At 52.6% G+C, this 24,738-nt stretch carries 19 protein-coding genes and 1 pseudogene; 10 read left to right on the top strand and 10 right to left on the bottom strand.

Annotation, left to right across the window (positions count from 1 at the left end):
* The first annotated feature begins 175 nt into the window (after positions 1-175).
* The 10 genes and pseudogenes from HPY52_15440 to HPY52_15395 all read left to right on the top strand — a co-directional run bounded on the left by HPY52_15440 (position 176) and on the right by HPY52_15395 (position 4,369).
* Positions 176-463: a helix-turn-helix domain-containing protein gene (locus tag HPY52_15440; protein ID NPV81630.1), complete on the top strand. Its 288-nt coding sequence runs from the start codon at positions 176-178 to the stop codon at positions 461-463.
* A complete protein-coding gene (locus tag HPY52_15435; GenBank protein ID NPV81629.1) occupies positions 460-723 on the top strand; it encodes a type II toxin-antitoxin system RelE/ParE family toxin in 264 nt (87 codons plus the stop codon). Before HPY52_15440 ends, HPY52_15435 begins: the two co-directional genes overlap by 4 nt.
* A 38-nt stretch (positions 724-761) precedes the next feature.
* Complete coding sequence (locus HPY52_15430) at positions 762-938, top strand: hypothetical protein (protein NPV81628.1); 177 nt, start codon at positions 762-764, stop codon at positions 936-938.
* Positions 925-1,179: a hypothetical protein gene (locus HPY52_15425; protein NPV81627.1), complete on the top strand. Its 255-nt coding sequence runs from the start codon at positions 925-927 to the stop codon at positions 1,177-1,179. Before HPY52_15430 ends, HPY52_15425 begins: the two co-directional genes overlap by 14 nt.
* A gap of 4 nt (positions 1,180-1,183) precedes the next feature.
* Positions 1,184-1,444 (top strand): DUF2283 domain-containing protein, encoded by a 261-nt coding sequence (locus HPY52_15420; protein ID NPV81626.1) that lies wholly within the window; start codon positions 1,184-1,186, stop codon positions 1,442-1,444.
* Positions 1,445-1,877: 433 nt separating this feature from the next.
* Positions 1,878-2,060 (top strand): hypothetical protein, encoded by a 183-nt coding sequence (locus HPY52_15415; protein NPV81625.1) that lies wholly within the window; start codon positions 1,878-1,880, stop codon positions 2,058-2,060.
* Between the two features lie 384 nt (positions 2,061-2,444).
* Positions 2,445-2,576: pseudogene (locus HPY52_15410) on the top strand (IS110 family transposase).
* Positions 2,577-3,137: 561 nt separating this feature from the next.
* Positions 3,138-3,368 (top strand): AbrB/MazE/SpoVT family DNA-binding domain-containing protein, encoded by a 231-nt coding sequence (locus tag HPY52_15405; protein NPV81624.1) that lies wholly within the window; start codon positions 3,138-3,140, stop codon positions 3,366-3,368.
* Positions 3,369-3,839: 471 nt separating this feature from the next.
* Positions 3,840-4,217: a fluoride efflux transporter CrcB gene (crcB, locus tag HPY52_15400; protein NPV81623.1), complete on the top strand. Its 378-nt coding sequence runs from the start codon at positions 3,840-3,842 to the stop codon at positions 4,215-4,217.
* Positions 4,214-4,369 (top strand): hypothetical protein, encoded by a 156-nt coding sequence (locus tag HPY52_15395; GenBank protein ID NPV81622.1) that lies wholly within the window; start codon positions 4,214-4,216, stop codon positions 4,367-4,369. Before crcB ends, HPY52_15395 begins: the two co-directional genes overlap by 4 nt.
* 76 nt (positions 4,370-4,445) lie before the next feature.
* Here the strand turns inward: HPY52_15395 and HPY52_15390 are convergent, their stop codons facing one another.
* From HPY52_15390 to brxF, 10 genes are all read right to left on the bottom strand, one after another.
* Positions 4,446-4,628: a hypothetical protein gene (locus tag HPY52_15390; protein NPV81621.1), complete on the bottom strand. Its 183-nt coding sequence runs from the start codon at positions 4,626-4,628 to the stop codon at positions 4,446-4,448.
* Positions 4,629-4,868: 240 nt separating this feature from the next.
* Positions 4,869-5,615, bottom strand: coding sequence for a hypothetical protein (locus HPY52_15385; GenBank protein ID NPV81620.1), 747 nt, complete (start codon positions 5,613-5,615; stop codon positions 4,869-4,871).
* Positions 5,612-7,840 (bottom strand): BREX-3 system phosphatase PglZ, encoded by a 2,229-nt coding sequence (pglZ, locus tag HPY52_15380; GenBank protein ID NPV81619.1) that lies wholly within the window; start codon positions 7,838-7,840, stop codon positions 5,612-5,614. Before pglZ ends, HPY52_15385 begins: the two co-directional genes overlap by 4 nt.
* Complete coding sequence (locus tag HPY52_15375; protein ID NPV81618.1) at positions 7,833-10,865, bottom strand: DEAD/DEAH box helicase family protein; 3,033 nt, start codon at positions 10,863-10,865, stop codon at positions 7,833-7,835. The genes pglZ and HPY52_15375 overlap by 8 nt, the downstream gene beginning before the upstream one ends.
* 66 nt (positions 10,866-10,931) lie before the next feature.
* Complete coding sequence (locus HPY52_15370; protein ID NPV81617.1) at positions 10,932-13,130, bottom strand: ATP-binding protein; 2,199 nt, start codon at positions 13,128-13,130, stop codon at positions 10,932-10,934.
* Positions 13,127-14,488 (bottom strand): fibronectin-binding protein (FBP), encoded by a 1,362-nt coding sequence (locus tag HPY52_15365; protein ID NPV81616.1) that lies wholly within the window; start codon positions 14,486-14,488, stop codon positions 13,127-13,129. Before HPY52_15365 ends, HPY52_15370 begins: the two co-directional genes overlap by 4 nt.
* A 5-nt stretch (positions 14,489-14,493) precedes the next feature.
* The gene (locus HPY52_15360) at positions 14,494-17,721 is read right to left on the bottom strand and encodes a DNA methylase (GenBank protein NPV81615.1); all 3,228 of its coding nucleotides are present in this window, start codon (positions 17,719-17,721) and stop codon (positions 14,494-14,496) included.
* Positions 17,718-19,571 (bottom strand): DUF262 domain-containing protein, encoded by a 1,854-nt coding sequence (locus tag HPY52_15355; protein ID NPV81614.1) that lies wholly within the window; start codon positions 19,569-19,571, stop codon positions 17,718-17,720. The genes HPY52_15360 and HPY52_15355 overlap by 4 nt, the downstream gene beginning before the upstream one ends.
* 70 nt (positions 19,572-19,641) lie before the next feature.
* Complete coding sequence (locus HPY52_15350) at positions 19,642-23,373, bottom strand: ATP-binding protein (GenBank protein ID NPV81613.1); 3,732 nt, start codon at positions 23,371-23,373, stop codon at positions 19,642-19,644.
* Positions 23,374-23,391: 18 nt separating this feature from the next.
* Positions 23,392-23,961: a BREX-3 system P-loop-containing protein BrxF gene (brxF, locus tag HPY52_15345; protein NPV81612.1), complete on the bottom strand. Its 570-nt coding sequence runs from the start codon at positions 23,959-23,961 to the stop codon at positions 23,392-23,394.
* Positions 23,962-24,738 lie beyond the last annotated feature (777 nt).

The following is a 24,738-nucleotide window of genomic DNA, read 5'->3' as shown; positions in this document are numbered from 1 at the left end:
ACCAACGCACGGCAAGTGGATGGCCAAAGAAGTAATTTTGCGACTCTTTCCATGCTATCTGTTTCCATCACAGACTCCCAGCTAGCTGCCGCATTCCATATAGTGGGGCCTTATATCATAAGTCCAGTGAGCAGTAGCAGAAAGTAGTGTATAGTATCGGTAGGAGGTGTTTACTATGAATGAGGAGCTGATTTTGACACCTGAAGAAGCTGCTAGGTATCTAAGGGTAGATTTGCGCACTGTATATAGAATTCTGAGGGAAGGCCGGCTCCCTGCTGGCAGGGTGGGGCGCCAATGGCGTATTCGCAAGGAGGAGCTGGATCGCTTCCTTGCTCCCCATATGCCGGTCGCAGAGGAGGAACTCTCTCCTGAAGACCTGGCGGCCATACGGCGAGGACTTGAGGATATAAAAGCTGGCCGTGTCGAACGGTGGGAGGACCTAAGCAAGGAGCTGGGGCAGTGAGCACCTGGGATATTATTGTCTCACATGAAGCCGCAAAGACTCTACGCAGGCTGAATAGCCGTCAACGGGAGCGGCTGCAAAAGGAGATTTACGGCCTAGCTGAAAGCCCATATCCTGCCCCAGGCCGCGACATAATCCCTGTAAAGGGGGTCCCAGACCTCTTGAGACTGAGGGTAGGGGATTGGCGAATCTTCTACACCATAAACGATACGGAGAACACCGTTTATGTTGCGGCTATACGGCCTCGTGGTGGCGCCTAGCGGAGGCTGTGACCCTCCAACAAGGGGAGGCCTAAACTATGATCATTCGTAAAGAACAGTTAAAGGCAATTGAGGTCCTGAGCAAAGAGGACCCAGAAGAACTTCTCGAGTACGCCAGGTGGCTCCAAGCCGACAAAGAGGAATACCGGGAGCTTGAAGAAGCCGAAACTGAAGTAGCCCGCGGAAGGGTGGTGCCCTGGCGTGCAACAAGATGAAGGTCTCCCATTAAAGACGACGCGGTATTTTGAGGAACAGGTCCTGCGAAAACGCCCATATATCAGGCGCGAGTGGTGTAGACAGGCTATCCTGTCCACAGAATACCGGGAAGTGCAACCGGATGGACGTATTCGCTACTGGACTTTCATACCTGAACTTGGGAAGTATCTCCGCGTGGTAACGCTAGAAGATGGAGAGACAGAGCATAATGCTTTCCCTGATCGTAACTTCAAGGGGTGAAATCATGAAATTCCATTACTACCCAGAGACCGATTCGCTTTACATTGAGCTATTAGAAAGGCCCAGTGTGGACTCTAACGAAGTGGCCCCTGGGATTATTCTAGACTTCGACGAGGAAGGCCATCTAGTGGGGATTGATATTGACAATGCCAGTCAGGTTATAGATTTATCGAGTCTTGAAGCAGAGGCCTTACCTATTACTAGGCTTTCACTGATCCAGCCCAAAAGCGCAGAAGCCTTTCGTGATTCCGTTACGAAAAGTTAGAGGGGCAAGGAGACTATCCAATGAAGGCGTGTGTCTTTTGTAAAGGAAGGGTTGCCCCACGCAAGGGGCAGTTGACCCAGTTTCATGGCCCCCCCAAGACTACCTGGTCTCTGACCTTAGGCACTATATCGGCTATGACGCTCTCATCCAAGCAAATGTGCTGGAAAGGGAATGGGGGCTACCCATACCCGAGAATGGAGAGGCAGTAGTCACTTATTTTACGCAGCTAATCCTTAGAAACACCCATTTGTCTGGACGTTTTGCGGAGCTTGCCCCAAAGGTTCATGAGTATATCGAGACCATTCTTTTCGGTACCAACGTAGACTTAGAAGATAGATGAGTACCTCCGGCGCTTGAATATGCCCGACGCCCGGCAAATTATCCTTGAAGTCTTCACCAAAGCCATAAATGACCTGACCATTCACCCCCAGCCATGGAATTCTCAGGGACAGAGCTAAAAATCAGTTCCACAAGGGCTTTCCCATGGCGGCGCCCGGTTTATAGAGCTAATAAGACTGTATTCAATCTAGTCGCCTGCAACAACAGCTACGAAGTCGATTTTGCCCGGTTTTTGGATGATGCCCCCGATGTGGCAGCGTTTGCCAAGCTAACTTAGTATACGCCTTTCTCGATTGAATATATAGACGGACGGGGAGCTTTTCGCCTCTATTATCCCGATTTCATTGTCAAAATTGCCACGGGAAACATGTTCCTTGTAGAGACCAAGAGACGCGAAGACATTGACGTACCTCGCAAGGATGCCAGAGCAATAAAGTGGTGTGAGGATGCCACTCGGCTAACAGATAATTCCTGGAGTTATCTAAAGACCCCGAACGCCTTTTTCGGAGAACTTCTGCCGTTAGTTTTGAACAGTTCTATCGGCAGTGTGCGATTATATAGCCAGATTGAAGGGATAGCGCATTTAAGCCAGTCTGGAGGGACAGGTCGGCAGATGTATAGGTAGGATATTATGCTAATCGATTGAGTAACTAAGTGAGAAAAGGAGGTTAGGAGTTTTGGCACGATGACGGGGGACTTGCTGGAGATGGCTGATTGGCTTGTATCCAAGGGATGCACTCATGTGGTGATGGAAAGCACCGGAGTCTACTGGAAGCCCATCTACAACCTGCTTGCTCCGAAAGCATGGTAGTGAAGTGGCCGGCAGCCGGCAAGGTTACTATTGACTAACATATCGCCATTCTCCACGATACAACTCGCAGCGGTGGCAATCAACCACGCCCTATGGGGTGCATGTAACTTTCGTAGGTAAATAAAGCTGAAAATCTTGGTATTAAGGGCCAGATAGATGACCACTTGCCGCCGGGTGGTAAGTATTTTATCACCTTGGCTGGCAAGTGATATACATCAGGTATTGGCCCAGACGCGTGATGTACATCACGCATCAACTGATACGACTGATATACATCACGCGCTGGTCATGACGATTTCCATAGGGAACGGCTCTGAGAGAACGAGTAATGTACAGAACGCGTAGGGCGAAACGATTGATGTACATCACGCCATAAAGCCAGTTGCTTGATGTACATCACGTGTTAGCCGATAGGATTGACGTACATCACGCTTTGGCTGATGCAAGTGACGTACGTCACGAGTTGGCTGACACGGCTGATGTACATCACGGGTCTGCCGTCATAACTTCCCTGGGGAAATGGTGACGAGGAATGCGTGATGTATATCACGTGGTGGCTTCGAATGTACGTCGGAAATCAAGGTATCCAGTAAGTACCAAATAGTCATCCCCAAGGAGATCAGAAAGGAGCTTAAGATCAAGAAAGGACAGAAGCTTCTTATTTCTGTCCATAAGGGGATGATCACCCTCGCACCTGAGGTGGACTATAAGGAGCTTAAAGGCATTTTGAAGGAGATCGACACAGGAGACCTTAGAGAACATGACCAGAGCTAACCCGCGGCCAAGGTTAATGCATAACCAGAGCTAATGCATTGGCAATATCTTCCGCAATCATGCCCAGGATGTACGAACACTGTATGATAGTACTCGATTCTATACCATATCCCGTCTTTCCACATTTCACGGCAGTGGTAAGATAGATGCCCATACCAAGAAGATCATGGACGGATGCTACGTCCGCCTATATTCTGGGGAATAGAGTCCCCATCGCATTCCGCCCGCCTGGCCTGTTTGCGTATGACAAGAAACAATCCCAAAGGTTGCAGGATTTTTATCTCGTCGTGGCGAATAAATGTCATTCAATATTGCTGGGCGTCGAGTTGCCTCGTCGAATTCATTGCATACCGCGCAAGTGGGTAGTTCCGGGGGACGCACAAGCGGGTGATGGAGTCCGCCACAACCGCCCATCAGGGCTGATGACTCCTGCTACGAGTGAATAAGGGGAGGAGTATCAGCATAATGGGCATGGGTAATATACTGTTGGTTGGGCTCGGTGGTTTTGTCGGGGCCGTATTGCGTTATGCGCTGATGGGGGTTGTACACAGATATTTAGATCCAACGCGGTTTCCGTATGGCACCTTTACGGTAAACCTCGCAGGTTGTCTCGCCATAGGATTCCTGGCAGGCATGGCTGACGCGCGCGGGGCGTTTACGCCCGAGTCGCGCGTATTCGTTTTAGTCGGCATAATCGGAGCCTTCACTACGTTTTCGACCTTCAGTTATGAGACCATGAACCTCCTGCGCAACGGGCAGGCACCGGTCGCTCTTGTCAATGTCACGTTGCATATTCTGATGGGCCTCGCTGCCGTATGGGCAGGCGACGCACTGTCTCGATGGATATGAGGCGATCCAACGGTCTCTTTCCCCATCATGCCAAGATGCTTCAAGACTGCGGGGACCCGCTTGGCCACGCCATCATCTATGGGGACGTCGTGGATGCTGTGCTCGAGTCTGTCGAAGGTCTCCTCCGGGCCTGCGGGTGCAGTGGGAGCTAAATAGAGCTACTCAGATCTTCATTGTATGATGCCGCCCGGAGAAGATTGCAACCTACTTCTGGATCGGCCCCCCTGATTATTCAATCTGACCAAATCCCCCTGATCTTCGACCACTTACCCCGCCCCGTAACAGCATTGCAACGAAAACGGCCGCCAATTCCGACATCGGGCTAGCCTTACGGCAATTCCTCCCCTTCGCCCCGAACTCGAGGAGATCAGCTGAAGCGGTAACGAACCTTGAATGCTCTCTCCGCTCCACGATGGATCGCCGATCATATCATGGTCTAGACCTTCCTAGCCCCTTAGTCCGATCGGAGAATCTGCATCGAAATGATAACGTCGGATCGGGGAGTGTATGTCAATGAAACAGTACCGCCAGGAATTCAAAGAGCAGATCCTCAATGAATGCAGGGAATCAGGTTCTCGTTTGAGGATCCGGCCTAGAGAGGTAAATCCCGGCGGTGCCAGGCTCAAATTCTAGTTCATATTATCATTTCCCTTACTGAAGTGTCACCACGTCCTCATCCAGGCCAAGATGTAAAACCTCTAGGCGAGGGGATGTGGTCAAGGTTCGCTCTAGGGATGCCAGTTGGAAGCGAAATGGGAATAGACTCGGGCTATCCAGGATTTCCTTGAGAGTCGCCGTCCTATTGTCCCGTATATGTAAAAACGCCTCGATCAGCCACGCGGCAAGCTCGGGATCATCGATCACTACAGATAGCCCCGGATCGTAGATTCCCTTCACCCCACTCTCTTTAAGCACGCCCCAGTCAAGATAAGAGCGCACAACCCGACGGGCGGCCCTCGCGACTGTCTCCCGTTCTCCATACCTTTCCTGGACCCGCCGCTGGATATGGATTGTCGCTGCTGAACCCTGAAGCTTCAGAAGACGGCCGACTATACCCGCTACAGCCGCCCAGAATGGGTACACGGCCATGACCATCCCCCAGTGAACCACAATCTGTTGCGTACGTGGGAGCCGTCTCACCAGCTCAAGTCCTCTACCCCGCAGACTGTCCAACTCTCGAGGCGGGTTAAACCACGTCTTCATAATGATGCTGATGATCTTTTCACGGTTGCCGCGCTCAGCAGAACCGCCAACGGATACCTTATCCCTCAGAATGTCTTGAAATGCTGCAAAGATGGCCGGGCGATCGTTACCTGCGAGGATAAGGCCCACAACTTGCTCAAGCCATTCCAACCGGACCCGCTGGCTAAAGCCAACTTGAGTGCTACGGGAGTTCATAGGCCCTTACCTCCCAGGATTTCATCTATTCCTTCCGTTTGTGAGCGGTCAGAGGAATGACCACAAATATGAATGTCCGGCACTCTTTCTATTTGGATGAACGGCACTATCACTTCTTCAATGGAAATGCCGCCATGACAGACGATATGCTCCCCCTGACGAACGAAAGCCCGACGAGCCGGGGCGATGAGTGGAAGATAATCTTCAGGCAGTCCAAACGACGGCCATGGCAAGGCATCCGGGAACCGGCTGCGTATCTTCTCGCGCAGCAGAACGTCCGAGTAGATACGGACCCGTTCTCCGCGCTGATCAGCCACCGCTCCTTCAGCAGGGCTCCCCAAACCTTCGGCCTCAATATTCCCATGATCGGAAGTGAGAAAAATGATAAACCCCCGGTTTAGCAATAGCCCCATGAGATCTGCCAGATAAGGCTCTCGCGCCCACTGACGTACCTGGTTGTGCATGCCTGCGGTACCCAATTGCATACCATGCGTGATCCTATCAACCTTGTCTACCACCAGTCCAACTACCCGCGTCCTCGGATCAGAAATCAACTCTTCAGTGCTTTCTAGATCACCATCCCCCAAAACTTTAGCATAGGCCACTTCATTCTGACCGAATCCTTGATCTGTCCAAAGCTGCGTCCACAATACCGGCTCTTTGTCGGTCGTATGGACGCTATTCGGAAACAGGACAGGGGGTCTACCCGCAAAGATGGCCTGACGTGAAACCGAGGTAACAGTCGGAATCCAGGCGAATAAGGCGTTTTCGCGAAATCGAAACCTCGGCTGCCTCGGCATAAGCGTGTCCCTGATAACGATCCACTGGTCTAACGAAAGTCCGTCTAATATCACCAGCGCCACTTTATTTTGGCGGCTATCCCCCAGATAGCGAGTGAGGTAACGTGGGATATGGTGAAGCATCACTGGCGGAACCGACGGAAGGCTGCTGAGTCCTGCATAACGTTTTAGGAGCCATGCCGTGAATTCAGCATCTACTTGAGATTGTAGCTCTCGTATCTTTTGGGCCATATCCGATATCCTCGGATCTCTTGCACCGGCGAAATCCTCTACATCCGGGGTCTCCTTCACACCCCCAGCGCCGCCTGAATATATCCTCTCGTGGATCAGCACAATCGACTCTGCCCACCCCTTAGCGAAATGTAGCCACTCCGTATACCTTGCGTCCTGGGCCGGCATAGAGGCTCTGAGGTTTTCTATCAGCCGCCCCAGACGACGCAGCCGGTCCTTGATCGGGTCAATTCGAACACCTACACGCACCCAACTCTCCGAAAGAACTTTCGAACCCTCACACGGCACGGGTTGAAGGAGCCGTTCAAGAAATAAGTTGTCCAGGTAAATCCTGATATCACCGTCGTCAAAAGGAATCTCAGCAGGGCCGGCAAACTTTAATTCATAAGCCCCATTCGGTAGATCAACGGATATAGATGGAGACGATGAAGATGCACCGCGCTTTAAGCAGCCACCATCTCCATCTCCGCCTTCAAGTATTAGAGACTGTTGCTCTACCGCCAAGATATTACGTAAAAAGATTGCCCAACGTTCCTGTAGAAAAGCAAAAAACGCCTCCCTGTCAGGGACAATGGCTTCAAGCGGCCAATCCTTGAATGTCTCGTTCTGTCTCAAGAGCTGAATGAGCCGTTCATCCAGGATGGCGGGTATACGCTGTCCGCGATAATGGCGACGAAGGAGAACGCGGAGTAAGTCCTTGGGCTCTTTGATGAGCTCCGGCGCGATCTCAAAAACGTGTCGAAGTGCAAATTCCTTCGTAGCATTGTCGCCCAGCGGACCCGGAGCATATCTCGCCTGGGCGTCATAAAGAGCGTCGAGATCAGCCCGGTCAAGGGCTGCCACAACCGGGTAACTGAGATGTGGAAAAATATCTCCGAGATTAAAGGAAAGCTTTCGGCCTGCCTGAAGCAAGTCATACGGGAGAACATCAAGAGCCTCCAAGCCGCTGACTCCACACCTCAATACTACCACAAGGGCCGTTTCTTCGCCTGCATCCCATCGGGAACGAAACCTCGATTCATAGGCATACCGAAAAGCGATATGATCCTCGAAAGGAATGAGCTCAAAGCCCCGTTCCCTGATGCCTTCAAGAATTCCTTCCTCGAGAAGAAGGCCGTCCGGGTCGGCCACAAGAGTTAACCGCGAAACCCTCGGAGTAAACTCCTTCAGGATATGATCGCGCCAACTAGCCATTATTATCACCCTCCACGCGCAGCGCAAGTAGACACACCAGCTCCGGAGATACTTCGGCCATCTGCTCCAATTCCTCTTGAAGGGCCCGCTCTTCCTGAGCCAAAATGTTCAAACGGTAGTTACGGACCTCTGGAAGGCCGATCCGTCCGATAGCTTTACGCCTGGCGCTAAAGGCATATGCAGCCTTCTCCCGCTCCTGGGCAATGTATTCCTCGTGCTCCTCCACCAGCGCCTCGTAAATGGGCTTCCCGTGTTCCCGAGCTGCTTTTTCTAACCTTGAGAGGGCATCTGCCGAAGCTTCGGCACTGAGGGTACGCTTAATCACCGGAGCGACCACCAGCAACTGATCCCAGATGTGCTTTGCTGTAGGAATGTACACCTTGCCATTGTCAGATAGGAAAAGTGGCATCACCCGCCGACGCTGGGTCTCGGGCCCCTGGCCCCCCGCCCGGATCCCCGAACAGGCCCCCGATGAATTACTTTGCACGACAGAGATCTGCCAAAGCGACCAAAAACCCCGGATTTCCTGGGGAATATCCGGAAGCGATATTACATGGATCGGCTGCCCCGGGACGAAGCATGGAAGACGCATAATCAGGCCGCGGATCTTTGGATCTTCCAGCGTAAGATGCCGGCCGGACGGAAATTCCTCGGCCTCCCTGCCTGAGAAAACTATCCCCTTTTGCGTCTTGCCGTCCGGCCAAGTAAGGTCCCAAAGGTGGCCGTTTTGTTCCGCCTTGCCACCGTGAGCCCTCAGGTAACTCACAGTCATGCGTTCCACCCAGTAGGGTATGGGATAAGACAATAGTCGCTGAGTCTCTCCAGGATCCAGTTCTTGCGCTATTCCCGCCAGCAGTGAACCCGCCTGCGCCTGCTTCATCTCCGCCTCGAGCTTAGCCACAGCGGCGCTTACCGAATCCTCCACTTTATCCGGGTTCAAGATCGCTTCCATATAAAGGTCATCAAACGCCCGCCCTGATTGGGCCGAATCAAGCACATCGCTGGTCTTATCGACACCCAATTCTTCGAGAATGACCGCCAACTTCGCCTCCAGGACTTCCCGGACCCGGTGTTCTACAGAATCCTCCAGGATGAAATTAATCGCCCTTACCGTATGCTTCTGGCCGATGCGGTCAACGCGGCCGATACGCTGCTCGAGCCGCATTGGATTCCATGGAATGTCATAGTTAATCACCACGTGGCAAAACTGCAGGTTCAAGCCCTCTCCGCCTGCATCGGTGGAGATCAGGATGCGCGCCTGGCGGGCAAAGGCTTCCTGAACTCGCCTGCGCTCTTCCATACCCATGGACCCATTCAGGCAAACAACCGTAAATCCCCTTTCGCTGAGGAATTGACGCAACATCTCCTGCGTAGGAACGAACTCCGTAAAAATGAGCACCTTAAGCTCAGAATCGCCCTCCTCAGCCTGAAGCCGGTAGATCCAATCAAGTAAGGCTTCAGCTTTAGCGTCAGGTCCAGCCCCTTCACACTCGCGCGCCATCTCCAGGAGCATCTTCACCTCAGCACGTTCGTTCTTAAGGGCCTCCTGACGCAAACTCAGAAGCGTCTCCAACTGCTCCTGGCCGTCCAGGTCGTAGAAGTCCTCAACGTCAGAAACTGAAGCCTCGGGTGCAGAAAGGGCATCTAGCGAACCAAGATCCCGGTCGCTGACACCCCCACCGCTCATATTGGGCGCGTCGGAATCCTCAGGACAGAACTGGGAATCTAAAACTGCGAGACGGCGTTCCAACGTCGCACGGATGGCATGGGTGCTGGAAACCACCAGCCGTTGCATCAATATCATCAAAAATCCGATATAGGTGCGTTTTTCGCGCATGGCCTGGTTGTACCCCTGGCGAACATACTTTGTGACAGCCTCATACAGGAGATGTTGACCGCGATGACGCTCGCTCCATGAAACAGGAACCAGTTGAGTAAGCCTCGGTTTAAAAAGGGGCTTTCCCTCTGCATCGATGGCACGGCGTTTCTCCGTCCGAATCACATAAGGTTGTATCCGTTCACGGGTGACGCTTTCGACATCAGGGAACGCCCGAGGGTCAATAAGGGAGACCAGCCGGTGGAAGGCGTCGGTCTTGCCCTGGTGGGGTGTCGCCGAGAGGAGAAGAAGATACGGAGCAGCCTCGGAGAGGCCCTGGCCCAGCCTGAAACGGGCCACCTGGTCTGTGCTGCCGGCCAGGCGATGGGCCTCATCCACGATAACCAGGTCCCAACCCGCGCAGATAAGGTCCTCGAAAAACTCCCGATTACGTGCTCCCACCTGTGATGCCGTCCAACCGCGGCGCTTGTCTATAGGGTTCACAGCGTCCATGGGCACGATCACTTGGGAGAACATCCGCCAGATGTTAGCCGGATCGGACTGGGCTGCCGAGGCAGTATGCGTGGTATGCGCGGGCATCTGGTCATTGTCACTTGAACGCGAAACGTTTGGGACTTCCCACTTTGAACCAGGACTTCCCCATAGCCGATGTAACACTCCCAATTCACTGGGGACTATGAGCTTGAAATCCTCCCCAAAGTGCAGATACATCTCAGCCATCCATTGGTTCACAAGACCCCTCGGTGCCACCACGAGAGTCCGTTTCACGAGTCCTCGCATCTTAAGCTCGCGCATGATCAGGCCGGCCTCGATGGTCTTACCAAGGCCCACCTCATCCGCCAGGAGGTAACGCACCCTGCCGCCGGATATGGCGCGGGACAGTGCCGAGATCTGGTGTGGCAGCGGGATGACGGAAGCCCCTATGGGGGCAAGCAGCACATCCTGCGTCAACGTCTCTGCCACCCGGGCCGCCGCGGCAACATACGCAATGTGATTGGCTGTGACATCCGGCTTAGCCCATGGCGCCTTCTCTAAAGGCATGAGCCTTGAGGCGGGCACGCGCACCACGGCATCCCGGCCTGGAAGCCAGATGCGGCAGATGGTCTGACCCCACAGCACCTGGGAGTCAAGGATGCGGCAGGGCTCGGAGTGGGCGGGGCTAAAAGCCCACACGCCAGATTGACCCACCAATTGAGCTGCTTTCCTCTGCAAGACGCCACCCCATTCTATAGAGGTACAGTTTCGATATAGAAATCAAAATGGAATATCATCATTATCCGACGTTCTACCAGATGCTCCCGTACAACTTTCACGACCTTCTGACACTTCATCTTGTGCCTCGATCGTAGTCTCTGTCCACCTTCGTGCGACCAGAGCCCAATTGATAGTACGCTGACCACATTTAGGATCCCCCGTCCACACAGCCCAGAAGGCAGGATCCGGTGATTGAGGACGTTGTGATTCGGGTAAATCCCGCATTTCCACCAAAACCGGAGCAGGCGCTGCCCACCCCACGAGAATCCCTCGCCGAGATGGAAGGCTAGGCAGTTCTCGGAGTACGGCTCCCAGCCCGTCAGGTACGAGACGCCTGACGAGGTCTTGATCATGGTCATTGACAATTCGATGCAAAAGAAAGGTGTTACACTGGGAGAGTACCGTCGGTGATATCTCGGAGGGCCGCTGTGAAGCTAGAACCAATCCAAGGCCAAACTTCCGCCCTTCACGAGCAATACGCTCAAAGATACGACAACAAACCCGCCCCGCTGCAGATGCAGTCTCAGCAGCGAGATCTTTGTGTGCAAAAGTATGCGCTTCCTCCAGAACTAGAACTGTTGGCAACTCCTCCCCCATCTCGCGCCGGTACCGTTGCAATGCTTCAAAGGTCAAACGGGCAAGAACAGCAACTATGATGTGGATTACTTCCGACGGCACGAGCGAGAGATCGACAATTACAATCTGGCCATTTGCAGCGCTGTCCCCACCGATGTAATCCGTAAGCCAATCTTCTAATTTGATTGATGCAGAATCATCTGGATGGAGAACCTGTGCTACCCCCCCTCTATGCATGAGCCCTCGGATGCGAAGGTTCAAGTAATCCACAAATTGTATAAGATCCCTTGAGTCGCGAGACGCAAGGGCTTCTATGTACGGGGGGAGTTCGTCGACAGGAAAATATCGCGGTGTGTCCTCGTTGGCAACCAACCCATCATTCGTCATCCCGATATGGTTCGCTATGTTGTCTAGCAGTTTTACTACGCTCTCGATATCGGTCCCTGCAAAAAGCTTATGATAGAGCTTTCCATCGCGCCCATACTCCTGAGCTGACGTCTCAAGTTCTGCTGCACTCTCTGATACGGTTCTCAATATCTCTTTCAGACATTCATCATTTCCATCATAGTTTTGCTCGAGGTCCTTGAAATCTATCGTAGCCTTCAATAGCACCTGGGCGACATTCTCACATTTCCCCTTTTTCAGGTAATCTCCGTTTCTTAAAAGATCTTTTAGTTGGTCCCGGTAATTTTGTACCATCCATCGCACCTTAGTCACAAAAGGGTCAGGAGCACTATCTTCTGAGCGCAAGCATCGCAAAGCCTCGAACAGAATCGGACGTTGCACTCCCGGGGACGCACTTGTGAAAGCTGCCCATTCCTCTCCATTCCATAACCATGCGGGCACCTTAAGAGGTCTCGCATTAGCACCTTGGTTAGACTGGACCTGGAACAGCCTAACATTCTCTTGATCATGGAATGCGTGTGCGTACTCTCCGTTTGGATCCAGTATAATAAACCGAGCATTCACAAATCCCTTTCTTCCTTGCACCTTTCGTTCTTCATTGGCTGAGTCTATACACCATCTGATAAGCCCTGCCACCGAACATGACTTTCCTGCTCCCGTATTACCCAAGACCGCTAGATGCCGACCAAAGAGCTTGTCAGGGTCAACATAAACGGGGGCATCGCCACCTGTCGGACAACGGCCAATAAGGACCCGGCGTGTCCGTCCACTTTCCCCTTCGACTATAGCCTGGAGTTGATCGCGAGTGGGCAAAAGCACTGGATCGCCTACTGAGGGAAACACATCAATGCCTCGCCGGAGCTCAAAGGAAGCCACTCCTGAATCTGATTCTAAGCGATAGATCAGTGTTCCTAATGGAGTGAGCGTAACCATACGGCAGGGGAACGGAAGGTCTACCAGACCAAAATCTTGCATCCCCTTCCGTTTTGGAAAGGGAAGACGTTCTATTTTTACAGAAGTAACCCAGCCGACAGTAGCCCCGGTTTCATTTGGGATCAAAATATAAGCGTTGATCCGCGGAAACCTTTCAGGTAAACCGGTATTTAGCGCCGTTGCTTGGGGGGCATCAGGGTCGAGAAGAACCAGAATCTTATCTGCAGATACTTCCTCAACGGTACCTACAACCCGGTCTGCGATGGATCGGATGGGCGAGTTCATTTCTGCGCCTCCTCCGTGGAGCATTCCCATTTATTGTTGCTGTTTTTTCCATTTTGAGGTTTTCTTCGGTTAAGAATCTCCACCATTCGCCAAGTCGTCCTATCGATCGCCGGCTTCGGCAAGTAACGTTCAACAAGCGTATTGATATCGCCGAAATGACTGCCAATCAAAAGGGTAATCTGCTCTTCATGCCCAACCGTCTCGCAGAACCGCTGGATTCGCCCACCGGGATCGTTGTAAGACAGAATCGCAAGGTGTGTGGATGGAATCGTCAGCATATCACGGATGACCCGATTTATGTGAGCGTCCCCAAATCCATACCCATAGGTCACTATAACTGCATTAGGCTGACAAGTAGCTGCGGCGAAGTCTCGAAATAGATCAGCGTACGGATATTCCAGAGTTTCCACATCTTTCGCTGGATTGGGATAAATAATAATACTATCTCTGGGACGCGATGGTAAGCAAGCATCAGACTCTACAGCCCCAAAGGGAATTCCGCATCGACGAATCTCATATCGTCCTGAAGACTCTTCTTCGCGACGCCAGTCGATCGACCCATGGAGCTTAGTCATATGAATAACACCCTCAAGATAGCGCGGTTCTCCGCGGATCCCTGGCGGACTATAATGGAAATCAACACCAAGACGCGATGAACGAAAAATCGGGGAGAGTTGCCCAACAAAACGGTCCAGAATTCTTAATCCAAGCATATCGCACCCGTATTCAATCAAACGGTCGTAATTAGTGGTAAAGATGTGAAGTCGCTCGCGCGAAGCTGCCCTACTCGCAAATGTCAATAAAAAAGAGCCAAGGAGATACCGCGCTTGTTCGCCTTTCTCCGGTTCTGTTCTAAATACCCTCTCCATCTCCCGCTCGGTCGCAAGTATCTTTTTTGCGAACCCCAGCAGAAAATTATCTAACTCTGTTTCCCATTCTCCAAGTAAACCGACAGCATCCTTCGCAGGGTGACTACCATATCGTCCCGATTCTACTCCCTCTGCAAGGACCCGGAGTCCTCCGATTAGCTCAAGAATCACCCGAATCTGGTCCTCGATGTTCGGTTCTCCCCGCTGACAACGTTCTGCACTCTTTTTCGCAGCCTTTTCGACGGCATCAGCCATGGTCCTCTGAAACGAATGCATTCCCATATCTAGCCCGGAAACCCCTGCTTGCGAGGCAATTGCTAAGGTCAGCCCGCTACCTATCAACAGATTGAGGTGCTCCGCCTGTAGTAAAGCCGCTAGCCACGGCTCCACGTGTCTCCTGTGCTCGCCAAGATCGCTGGGTTGTTCATCAGCCGACCACTCATAAGAACCCACACGAACCATATGCTTCCTCCACGCTAATTCCGGCATTCTCATCACTCCAGTCCGCTTCGCGTCACCGCCTGGTCATACCACATCAACAACTTGGGATCCTCACGCAACACATTATCGGGTATCTTCTCTGCCACATTGATGATTGTGGCGTAGTCCTTCTCCTGCCACGCCTTCTTAAATCCTGCGCGCACCGCCTCCATGCGGAATACCCTCAGCCGGCGCTGGGGTGAAGCCTTATACTCCTCGAACTCGCGCAGCAAGGCCCTTTCACGCAGTTTCTCCAGGTCGCCTGCCTTGTTCGGGTCGGGAACGTACCAGCGGTCCCTTGCGGCTGCAATTAGTTCAGGGTTCTGGGTGACAAGTCCTACCAGGTCCTCAGTGGCTCGTCCCGAGGCCGTCTCTTCCTGGATGAGTTTGCGCAATTTCTCGCTCTGCTTCATCCACGCTACAACCTGTGGCGGGATTGGACCCTTACCGTCATACATGAGGAAGTTCTGCTCCAAGAGTTCCCTCAGTTCCAGAGGCTTTTCGTGCTTCTGCCAGCCACTGATCTCTCTCAGGAACTGCGGGTGGATTTCCTGGAAGGTCTGTGGCTTCTTGGTAAGCTGCTGCTTTAGCCACTGGATAGCTGAGGATTCATCCGTGACAAAGAGCGAGAGCTGCAGGACTTCCTTTACGGTCATGCGCTTTCTGTCATACTCCGCCACCTGGTCCGGCAAAAAATACATCAAATACGGCCCGTGGGGGCGTTCGGGAAACCGTTGAGCCAGCCCCTGGTAAAACTCTGCTGCTGTTAGGGGTACTGTTACGCCTCGGCGGACATGGAAGGCCACCATCCGGTCGAAAAGCAAGTAGTTGAGCCGCTCAGCTATGACTTCAGCCTTACCGTCCTTCGCGACAAAAACCGGGAGTTGCTTCAGGTGTGTCCGCACGAAATCCCACACACCCTCTTCGGTTCCGGCTGTAAGCTTGAACCGCTGCTCTAACCCATCATTGGGCTTATAGCAGGAGATGATGATGTCCTGTTTCACCGATCCTGACTGTGTCACTTGATTAAAAGTGCCTTGCTTCTTGTCTAACGTTCTGACATCTGCCACCACAAAACCGGCAGCCTGAAGCGCTTGCTGGATAGCATTCCATATCCGGTTCTGGGAGTTATGAAACTCAACTGTCATCCAGCGACCAGGTTTGAGTACCCGGTAGCACTCCTGAAAGCATCGGGTCATCAATTGCTGATACTCCATTGGGCCCTTGTGTTGGGTCTCGTTCTCTATGGCCTCTGGTTTATTGTTCGTAAACACCTTGAACCAAGCTTCCCAGAGGAAGTTGAGCTCAGAGTACATCAGGTTGCCCCCGAAAGGTGGGTCGGTGAAGATATAATCAAGTAAATCGGAATCAAATGGAAGCGCAGTAATAGATCTGGTATCAAGGCCATTAATCACCCCGGCTCTGGCGTCAATGATTCGTACCAGTTTCGGGAGTCTCGTTCCGAGGGTCTTCAGCACGCAACTCTCTACTGAGAATGATGGGAGGTATAGGGTGCCCAAAACACCTGCGTTGACGGGACCTCCGCCTCCATGGAGATAGTTTTCGGTCCCCAACTTAGCCAACCGTGATAGATTTCGGTTGGCAGCATTAAGAAAAAACTGGAGCGTCCTAAAACTGGCAGGGCAAGACAGTGCCTGCTCATAGATTGCCCCCAGGACCCACAAATTCCTCTTCGTATAAAAATGATGCACATGGGTGATGCCGATGCGTAGCGGCTCACCGGTTTTATCACCCTCTGGAATCCTATCCGTCGGAAACCAGTATGGTATATCGCACTCCTCGATCTTCTCGATGAGTGCCAGGTCGAAGGCATCAGGCTTTTTCTCGTAACGGTTCTTGCCTATGGAATAGTTGATGAGGACTGGCACCTGCTTGGCTTGGCGGATCGTCTGGCCGATGGCTCTATCGAATTTGGTAACCCAGGCGCGCTCCATGCGACGCTTCGTCAGAACCGCTCCACAATGGGGACATGGGAACTCATCATGAACCTGCCCCCTCTCCTTGTCCACCGCCGCCTCCCAGAATATCACCTCATGGGCGCACTCCGGGCAAACAAAAACATCGGACCACACCGTGTAGTTAATTGTTCCTATACGGGACCCCTGACGTCTGAGCTTATTGATGAAGGCACGAAGCTCGTCCACGGATTGAGCCGAGCGAACCTTCCGGGCAAGGGCCTCTACATCGTCCTGGCCGTCACCGTCCTCATCGGCTATGCCAGCGTCTATCCCAGCAAACATTCCCGCCATACCTTGCCCGGAACGATGGCTTTTTCCCCATCCTGAACTTTCAGCCAGCGTCGCATACATCCAGCCGCACTCATCCTCCACCTCTTTGAGGATACGCTTGGCCTCCCGCTCAAAGGCCTCCACATCTACCAGTGTGTTGTAGTTGTAGGCAATAAAGGTAGCAGCAGGGGAAAGATCGTTAAGGATAGCCCGGCGCGCCCCCAGCTTCGAGAATGGTATCCAGACTGTCTTGGTTTTGCCATCTGCTTCCTCCCGGGTTTCCTGTTGATAGATAATGCCTTGCTCGTCTACCTTGTAGCCCAAGGACTCCACTACTGCCTTATCGCCGCAGAGCTGCGCCGCAACTCCAGTCATTCCAGTCCCGCAGAAGCCGTCAAATACCAGATCGCCCGGCTCTGTGTAATGCAGAATGTAGCGCATAATAGCCTTGTGCGGCACTTTGGTATGATAGGAATGAGCATTGTAAATCGGATCGTTTTTCCCTTCACTCACATCGGCCGCAAAAGGCTCCCGGCGGTAGTTATCCGCAGCGGGATCATATGGTTTGCTATATTGTTTCACAAATTCGCCTATAAATGGGTTAGGGCAGGCAGTGTAATAAGGGGGATCTGATAGGGCGAGGATGTCCTCAATCTTGCCATGAGGAAAGCCCACCTCGTCCTTCCAGCGCGCCAGGAGATCTTTGCCGGTATCCCCGTGGCGCATCCTTTGAGCCAGCTCATACAAGCCAGCCTCGTCACCCATGGGCCACTTCTCGATAGACTTCATGCGATTGAAAGCGTCCTCCACCGAAGTGAAAGGCACACCACCGAGCTTGGCCTCCAGCTCTTCAAGCCCTGCCCGGAGCCTATCCAGAAAATAGGAGCGCCTGGCCTCATCGCTTTCGAAGGTTCGGCCGAGACACTCTATTGTAGTTTTCGTGCAGCCGGCCTCATCGTAGAAAAGTCTACCCTTGTCATGAGCTTTGTTCATGGTAATATCTCTTCCTTATCCTCTTCCTCGTACTGTGCAGTTTCAGGGACTTCCATCTCGGTGTCCACATCTCTTGCAATCGGCTTGCCCATGGCGACTTCGATACGCCTGAGCAGCGCCTCTTCACGCGCCTTAAAGAAGGCATCAAAATCATCAGCGCGGAATGCCTCAGGATCGATAGCATGAGAGCGTAGGATTTCATCCATCCGCTCCCTGGTGATACCGGAATTCTTCTCTATACGGATCAGATAATCGCTGGGTGCATTGCTCCCTATCATGCGGTTTGTCTTTGCCGAAAGAACTGTCTTATTCACGATGCTGTCGCACCGCTCTGGATCAATTCCATGCTTGCGGCACCACTCCTGAGGGAAGAGATGATGGATATCCATCTGGTCATCGAAGTAAAGCTGTATGTCGATGGGCACCCCTGTCCTAAAGTCAAGTCCCCCATCGTGCATGAGTAGACAGGCAAGGCCTTTGTATGCAGCACTGTTACGCGTACGTAATGTAAGGATACGTTCTGGAGCAAAGTGGGCATCATTAATGCTATCGGGTTCAGGGCCTCCATCAACCCAGGCTAGAACCTGGGGCAAATCCTTGGCGAAACGCGTCTCGATCCCGCTACCGTATAGCTCACCGAAAACCCCACACCAGTACCAGCGCATAATCTTAGCGCGAACCCCGTCTAATTCGGATCGCCCGCCGAGCACAGCCAGGATTGCCGCAAGAGGCACCAGTTGCGTAGGATACGGTAAATCCTTGGAACTGAAGATCTTTTGCATATGGAGGAGCCTGGCCGCCCTTTCAAACCCATCCAACGCTTGATCAGCAAAGGCTTTGTATTCGGCAAGGGTCAGCCGGAGCACTTCCTTTCTCTTGCAGCTAATTGCAGGAATCTCATCTTGCGTTGCCCCTTGAGCTATGGCTTCAAGTTGGCGGGCGCGGGTCGCAAGGAGAGTCACGACCTGCAAGAAATCTGTGTTTTTCACAGCCTGGATTACTTTGTGCTGATTTAGCCGTTTCCTTCTCTCTTCCCAGTCTTCACGGAGATTAAAATCATCAGCTGCATAAGTAGCAGTGAGAAGCTCAAAGACCGTAAGGGAAACGCCGCCTGTGTTCACTTTTTCAAAAACCTGACAAACTGCCTCTTTTGGCGTCTCCTTACGCAGGAGGATAAGCGGCACCTGGTATTGTTGATAACGCTGGACTATTTCCTGCACCAGTGTGTTCCACCGCGAAAGGTGTTCCTGACCATGCTCCGGATCCAAGTTTATGTATTTCATCATCCAATCAGTCAAAGCGGAGACGTCGTAAACCAACCGAAGCGGAAATAGTCCGGCGGCGCATTCCTTCTCGGTATCCGAATAGTCAGCGATTACTTCCCCCCGGAAATTTCGGACGATGCGATCCTCTGGAAGGCTTACAATCGCTTCCTCACGGTCACCATTCTGGCTAAGGGCTTTTGCGATGTCCAGGTAATACCACCTTTTTATCGGCTTCCCCCTGGCATCCCTGGTGGAAACAGGGTTATTAGAGAAAAGCGCCTGAAAAAGCGACGTCAAACGTTGTTGGCCATCAAGAATAAGCCTCTCGGGATAGGGAGCACTACCCAGGTCAACGCCTTCCAATAACCGGGGCTTGAATCTCACATCATCGTTGCCAGTCTCTAGCATCATTACCGTTCCTATGGGATATGAGAGGGAAATGCTGGCAAGCAGACTCTTGATGTGCTCGTCATCCCACACCCAGCCCCTCTGAAAATCGGGTAATTGAGTCTTCCCTTCCTTAATGCTGCACAGGATCTCATGAAGGGATTCTTTCGTGCTATCGAAGGTTGTAATCGAAGGCATCATTTCCCCTCCCACGAATCAAATCTGTTCACCTAACTGTAGCCACCGGGCGTCCCTGGCATCCATCTTCTCACCCCAGTACTATCCTTATCTTGCCAGGTTCTTTCCCCCTCGCAAGCGCATCCAAATACTCCTCAAACCGCCTCTTTAGCTCTATGAGCGTAATCGGCGAACCGCCAGCAAAAAGGGCCGCCCGGAGGTCATCCATCTTCACCGGCACCCTGATAAGTCCAGAGAGGGCCTCCTGCAAAGCGTGGATAAATTCCGGGCTGATCGCAGCGGGTAGAGTCCGCTTGCTCATAAAATCCTTCACTAGCTTCCTGGCCTCGGCCCCTAAAAGATCCAGGTTGCCCCTGGTTATCGGATCCTCCAGATTGTCCAGAAGAGTCTCGGTCCAATTTTCCACAAGTGTATCCAGCCTCTGATCGAGATCATCCAGTATCAGCCCTGCTGTTTCGGCCACCGGTTCCATGGCCGGCCTGTAATCACAGTGCCTGCATATGGGCGAGGTATCGAGGTCGCGTGTAGTGAGCGCAAAACAGGTTTTCAACCCCGCCAGGCGATTTTGAAAGTCTATAAGCTCCTGCCGGGGCATAAGGTCAATGGTGGAGAGTTGCTGTAAGGCTTTGAGCCTCTCATCGGTTGCGAGCTGCGCCTTGCGCCTGTCCTCATCGGCACCCAGCCGAGCCCTGGCGTGCAGGGAGAAATATGCTTGCACATAATCTTTTTTGAGCTCGGCAAGTTGGCGTCGAACCTCCTGGAGGAAGGCTGCTTTACAACGCATGGTGGAATCCGTCATTTGCGTCAGGATTGTTTCACGCACAGCCCTCATGCTACTCACCCACTCGTGCTCGCAAGGTAGAGCAGCCTCAGCTGTGGAAATATATGAAGCAACCGGCCCCAGGTCCGCGACCAGCGCTCTAAGAGATTCAACCTCCTGTAAGGCCGCCAGGCCTTCTCGCTGGGCGTCTACTTCCGGTTTGCTATATTGGAAATTCTTCAGTTTCCCGGGTGCATTGTAGACCTGAATTGATTCAAGGAAGCCCTTGGTACCGCTCAATGCAGCACGAAGCTGCGCCGCTTCGTCCTCGCTGACTAAACTCTTCCCCCAGAAAACAAGCCCGGTCCTGAGGGCCTCTTCAGCTCGCACCAGCCTGTCGAGCCACTGTAACACAGCCTGTTGCAACTGCGTCACCGGCTCGTCTTTCCCCTGAGTGACCAACTGCGCCATGCCAGGGGCCAGGCCTAATAGCTCGAATAACGCCTTAAGTGCAGGCAGATTCCATTCCTTAGGTGGCTCAATGTGCTTAAAGCGAATAAGCTCGTTTATACCGACGCTTGCCAGCTGGGAAAGTCCCGTAGCATCAAACTTCTTTCCGGGAATTGCCAGCACCAAATCACCCGAGTAGACCAGAGCAGCAAGAACCACGACCAACCATTCCGGTTCCAGGCGAAATCCCCTATCCGGGGCGAAATACTCGACGTCGCACACTTCTTGAAGCATGTCCGCCCGGTTGACTACCTGGCCTGGGCCCTTTTTCTTCATAATGTCAAGGACATGCTTTGCGTATCTTGATTTATAAGGATCGAGCCTTTCCCCATCCAGGAGTTCCAGGGCATCCAGCACAGCTATAGCTTGTTTTGTACGGCTCTGCCCGGCGATGGCCCGCAGGGCATCCTGTGCCGCCTGCGCACGAGTGGCTCCGGTGATGAGCACCGAGAAGAAAGGATATTCAGGAGCTCGATCCCTGAAGTGCGCTTCCAGGCAAGTACCAGCCACCATGTTTACTAAGTCCCGAAAGTTGATGCGCTCGCTGAAGGCAGTTCCCGAAAGTTCACGGATGGGCTTCCCTTTGGCCCATTCCGCCAGGGTTTTGGTCCGCCCCTGGTATGTGACTTCAAAGGCGGCAGTGATATTCTGCCTCAGCCACTGAACCAGTTTCTGCAAGGAACCGGACGCTTTGGATTCGTAGATGGATTTAGCGTGGCCCGAGGCGGTGGAGGCCAGGTCCAAAGCGGCGGCATAGTTCCAGAGCGCCGTGCGAAATTCATCATCCATGCCTTTCAGACGGAAAAACACTTCGTCAGCTTTCTTTTCGTCTTTGAAATGCGGTGGCTCGAAAGGCTGGATAAAGTAAATGTAGAAATCACGAGGGGGTACCGCGGTCGAGCGCTCATTGGGCGCACCGAAAAAGAGATACCCCTGCCGGGCCGCCTTGCGCTCCGTCCATTCCAGCTCATGCTCCCATATCTTATACCCGGTGACGTAAGTTTGGTCGGAACACTCTATGGCCTGCTTCAAGGCTTCATAATAATAGCGGTCAAGCAGGCGTGCGTCAAGGCTCTCGGCTCGCCTTTCGATCAGAGCGTCGAAGTCCTCTGTTTTCTTTAGATCTATGTAATACTGATGGTTGTCGGGGTTAAACGAGATAAACTGGCCGCTTACCGTCTTATGAATCTCGCGGAGCACTGTCTCCACTTGAGTTAGCAGATCATCAGCAGGATCTCCGCCCATGTCTTCGATCCCTGGCTGGTAAAGGCAAATCCCATCCCGCAACTCCTCGGCCGTTGCACCCAGGGGTGTATAAATGTCACCAGTGGTAAGCCTGTGTACCGCTAAGGCGTGGATGATTCGCAGCGCCATCGGCTTATAGGCGGGTCGGGTAAAGGCTTGTTGAATGCGAGCTTCCAATACGTCGGCGCAATTGATCACCGGGCGGATATTATCATCTACCCTGAATGCAGGGTTATCGTGCAAGACCGTCCAGTAGCTATCATAAGCAATCAGGCCGGGCTGGTCAGTCGGGACCTCTTCATCAAGAAGTGCCCTCATGGCCATTGAAATGGTCTTGAGCACTTCCCGCTTCTCCACCGCCCTGATTTGTTCAAAGACATCTATATAGTCGGGATGTACCGGGAATAGCTGTACAAACTCGTCCATGCGTTCGTTCATCCGACCATAAAACCTGGCAAAGGGAGTCAGGTGCGCGCGGATCTTAGCCCGCTGTTCATCCGTTTTCTTGAGAAGACGCTCAGTCACTACGAATTTGATGTCCGCCCGGGCGATTAATATCTGTTCAAATCGGGCATTCACACGGCGGAGGCTATCGGCCGCGAAAGAGAAGCGAGGACTATCAAAGATCGCCTCCTGGACACCGGCAATAAACCGGAAGCGCAGGTCTTTGCAGACCTCACCGATTTCCCGGAGGAAATTCAAATCCTGAATCAGTTCCTGATCATTGCGCGTCCGCAGGTAATCAAGCAGTTCGTCCACCACGAGGAGAAGACCATGATCGGGATACCTTTCGTGGAAGACCGCCATCATCTCCTCGAACGCTGGTTTATTGCTGGGCACTTTTGCGGCCGACGGGAATGGATAATCCACACCAATCTCCCTTAAATGCTCCTCCAGTATGGCTACAACTATGTCGCGCAGCGACATGGTAGTGGAGCCGATCTCAGCCCGCACCACCTTGAAGCGCCCACCGATCTCCTTTGCGGCGTCAGCAACTTCAGCATTGCTGAGATAATCAATGAAGCCAGCATTCTCGGCCAGCGCAGAGAGGACTGACATGAGGTGGGATTTCCCGGTGCCGTAGTTGCCCACGATCAGAAGCCCCTTATTGTCCACTAGCCGGTCAAATTGAAGTTGGGGAATGATGAGGCTGGTTATCTTTTCGGCCATTTCCGGGGAAATGACATACGTCTCAACGAGTCGGCGGACCGCAGCTTCCTTATCAGCGTCCCGCAATTGCACCACGGATTCAATGGGCTCAAATTGGATCAGATCTCGATATTTCATACACCCGCCCCCATACATTCAGCCTCGAGGCTGACTTGCCCCAGTACCAAGGTTCACCACTAAAAAGTCGCAAATCTCATAGCGCCTGTATTCTTGGTGCGCAGACGTAGCGTAACATAAATAATCGCAGATGACTGAGCCATTCCAGGCTGCAACTACCGTCTTGTTGCGGGAAATTCCCTGAAGAAGACGAAGAGGATCTTGCTTCAATTCGACATCAAAGAGGATCTCTGTGTTATCCAGTAAAACCACATTGCCCTTGGGCTCATACACAATTTCCGAAAGCAACCCAGGTAATTGCAGTACCCGCTGGCGTCCAGTGAGGTCAAGCATCCGGCGCGAGAGTTCAAGATTGATGTTCAGTAAAGGCGCTCCAGTAAGCCTATGCACTTCCCGAAGCAGGCGGGTTTTGCCTCCGCCTGAAGGCGCCGCAACCAAAACGAGCCGGTAGTAAAGCCCCTCCGCCTGAGTGATTCCTTTCATTAACTGGTCAATAGCCGCCTCAACTCGGCCCCCATCACGCGCCCGAGCCGCTTCATCAAATAATGGACCGGTGGAAATCGGGCCTTGCCCGAAATCTTGTCCCATGCCCTGCTCCTCCTCCATCCCGCAAGCAACTCCCTATCACAGGTGCCAAATTACAGATGCCCCCGCCGTAGCCATCTCTACCATATCCATCCTTAATGTATCCAGCATTACCATCGGCATCCGCGGCATGAGATTCTCAGCCATGAACTCCTCAGCCATGGGCTCCTTAGCATAGGCGCCTCAGCCGCAGGCACGTTTAGCATCGGTGCCTTCAGCATCGGCGCATCCGGTATTGGCACGTCCAGTATAAGCAGGTCCGTCATCTTCATATTAAACACAGGCGTACCAATAGTAGGTGCACTTGCAAGATAGGCAGGCATACCGGCGTGCCTGCGCCCGCCATCGCACAACCTGCCCTGCCGCATCCTTAAGCACCAGCAAGGTGCCGGGATGGCCACCTGGCAAGGACAGGACAGGAAGTGACAAAAAACGGCAAGCCCCATAAAAACGCCAAAATGGCAACCTAGAGTCATTAGGGAATCCAGATTGCCAAATCTTTCGTATATTGGTGACTTTATTCGACAGGTAAAAGCAACATTCCTTCCATTGCCATCTAAAAAGGAGCTCTTGTAAAGAGGCTTTGAGCATTTACTATACTATGGTAAGGTGGGTATACTATAGACAGACTCCTATACTGCCACGGAAGCGCAATCAGAGCAGTCCTGTAATGAAATCGGATAAGAATTGATAAAAGGGGAGCCTCCTGGTATAACATTAACGAAACCCCACAAAGACAGGAGGTCCCCAAAGCTGATGGACAAAACTGCAAAGATTCAA

The sequence above is a fragment of the Bacillota bacterium genome (assembly GCA_013178415.1).
Lineage (GTDB): Bacteria > Bacillota > SHA-98 > Ch115 > Ch115 > Ch115.
The sequence above is the reverse complement of the archived record's forward strand: the minus strand, read 5'-3'. Positions and strand labels throughout refer to the sequence as shown.

Excerpts from the sequence above, each read along its gene's own strand:
- HPY52_15440 (NPV81630.1), top strand. The coding sequence starts at position 176 with ATGAATGAGGAGCTGATTTTGACACCTGAAGAAGCTGCTAGGTATCTA.
- HPY52_15430 (NPV81628.1), top strand. The coding sequence starts at position 762 with ATGATCATTCGTAAAGAACAGTTAAAGGCAATTGAGGTCCTGAGCAAA.
- HPY52_15420 (NPV81626.1), top strand. The coding sequence starts at position 1,184 with ATGAAATTCCATTACTACCCAGAGACCGATTCGCTTTACATTGAGCTA.
- HPY52_15415 (NPV81625.1), top strand. The coding sequence starts at position 1,878 with ATGGAATTCTCAGGGACAGAGCTAAAAATCAGTTCCACAAGGGCTTTC.
- crcB (NPV81623.1), top strand. The coding sequence starts at position 3,840 with ATGGGTAATATACTGTTGGTTGGGCTCGGTGGTTTTGTCGGGGCCGTA.
- HPY52_15395 (NPV81622.1), top strand. The coding sequence starts at position 4,214 with ATGAGGCGATCCAACGGTCTCTTTCCCCATCATGCCAAGATGCTTCAA.
- HPY52_15385 (NPV81620.1), bottom strand. The coding sequence starts at position 5,615 with ATGAACTCCCGTAGCACTCAAGTTGGCTTTAGCCAGCGGGTCCGGTTG.
- pglZ (NPV81619.1), bottom strand. The coding sequence starts at position 7,840 with ATGGCTAGTTGGCGCGATCATATCCTGAAGGAGTTTACTCCGAGGGTT.
- HPY52_15370 (NPV81617.1), bottom strand. The coding sequence starts at position 13,130 with ATGAACTCGCCCATCCGATCCATCGCAGACCGGGTTGTAGGTACCGTT.
- HPY52_15365 (NPV81616.1), bottom strand. The coding sequence starts at position 14,488 with ATGCCGGAATTAGCGTGGAGGAAGCATATGGTTCGTGTGGGTTCTTAT.
- HPY52_15360 (NPV81615.1), bottom strand. The coding sequence starts at position 17,721 with ATGAACAAAGCTCATGACAAGGGTAGACTTTTCTACGATGAGGCCGGC.
- HPY52_15355 (NPV81614.1), bottom strand. The coding sequence starts at position 19,571 with ATGCCTTCGATTACAACCTTCGATAGCACGAAAGAATCCCTTCATGAG.
- HPY52_15350 (NPV81613.1), bottom strand. The coding sequence starts at position 23,373 with ATGAAATATCGAGATCTGATCCAATTTGAGCCCATTGAATCCGTGGTG.
- brxF (NPV81612.1), bottom strand. The coding sequence starts at position 23,961 with ATGGGACAAGATTTCGGGCAAGGCCCGATTTCCACCGGTCCATTATTT.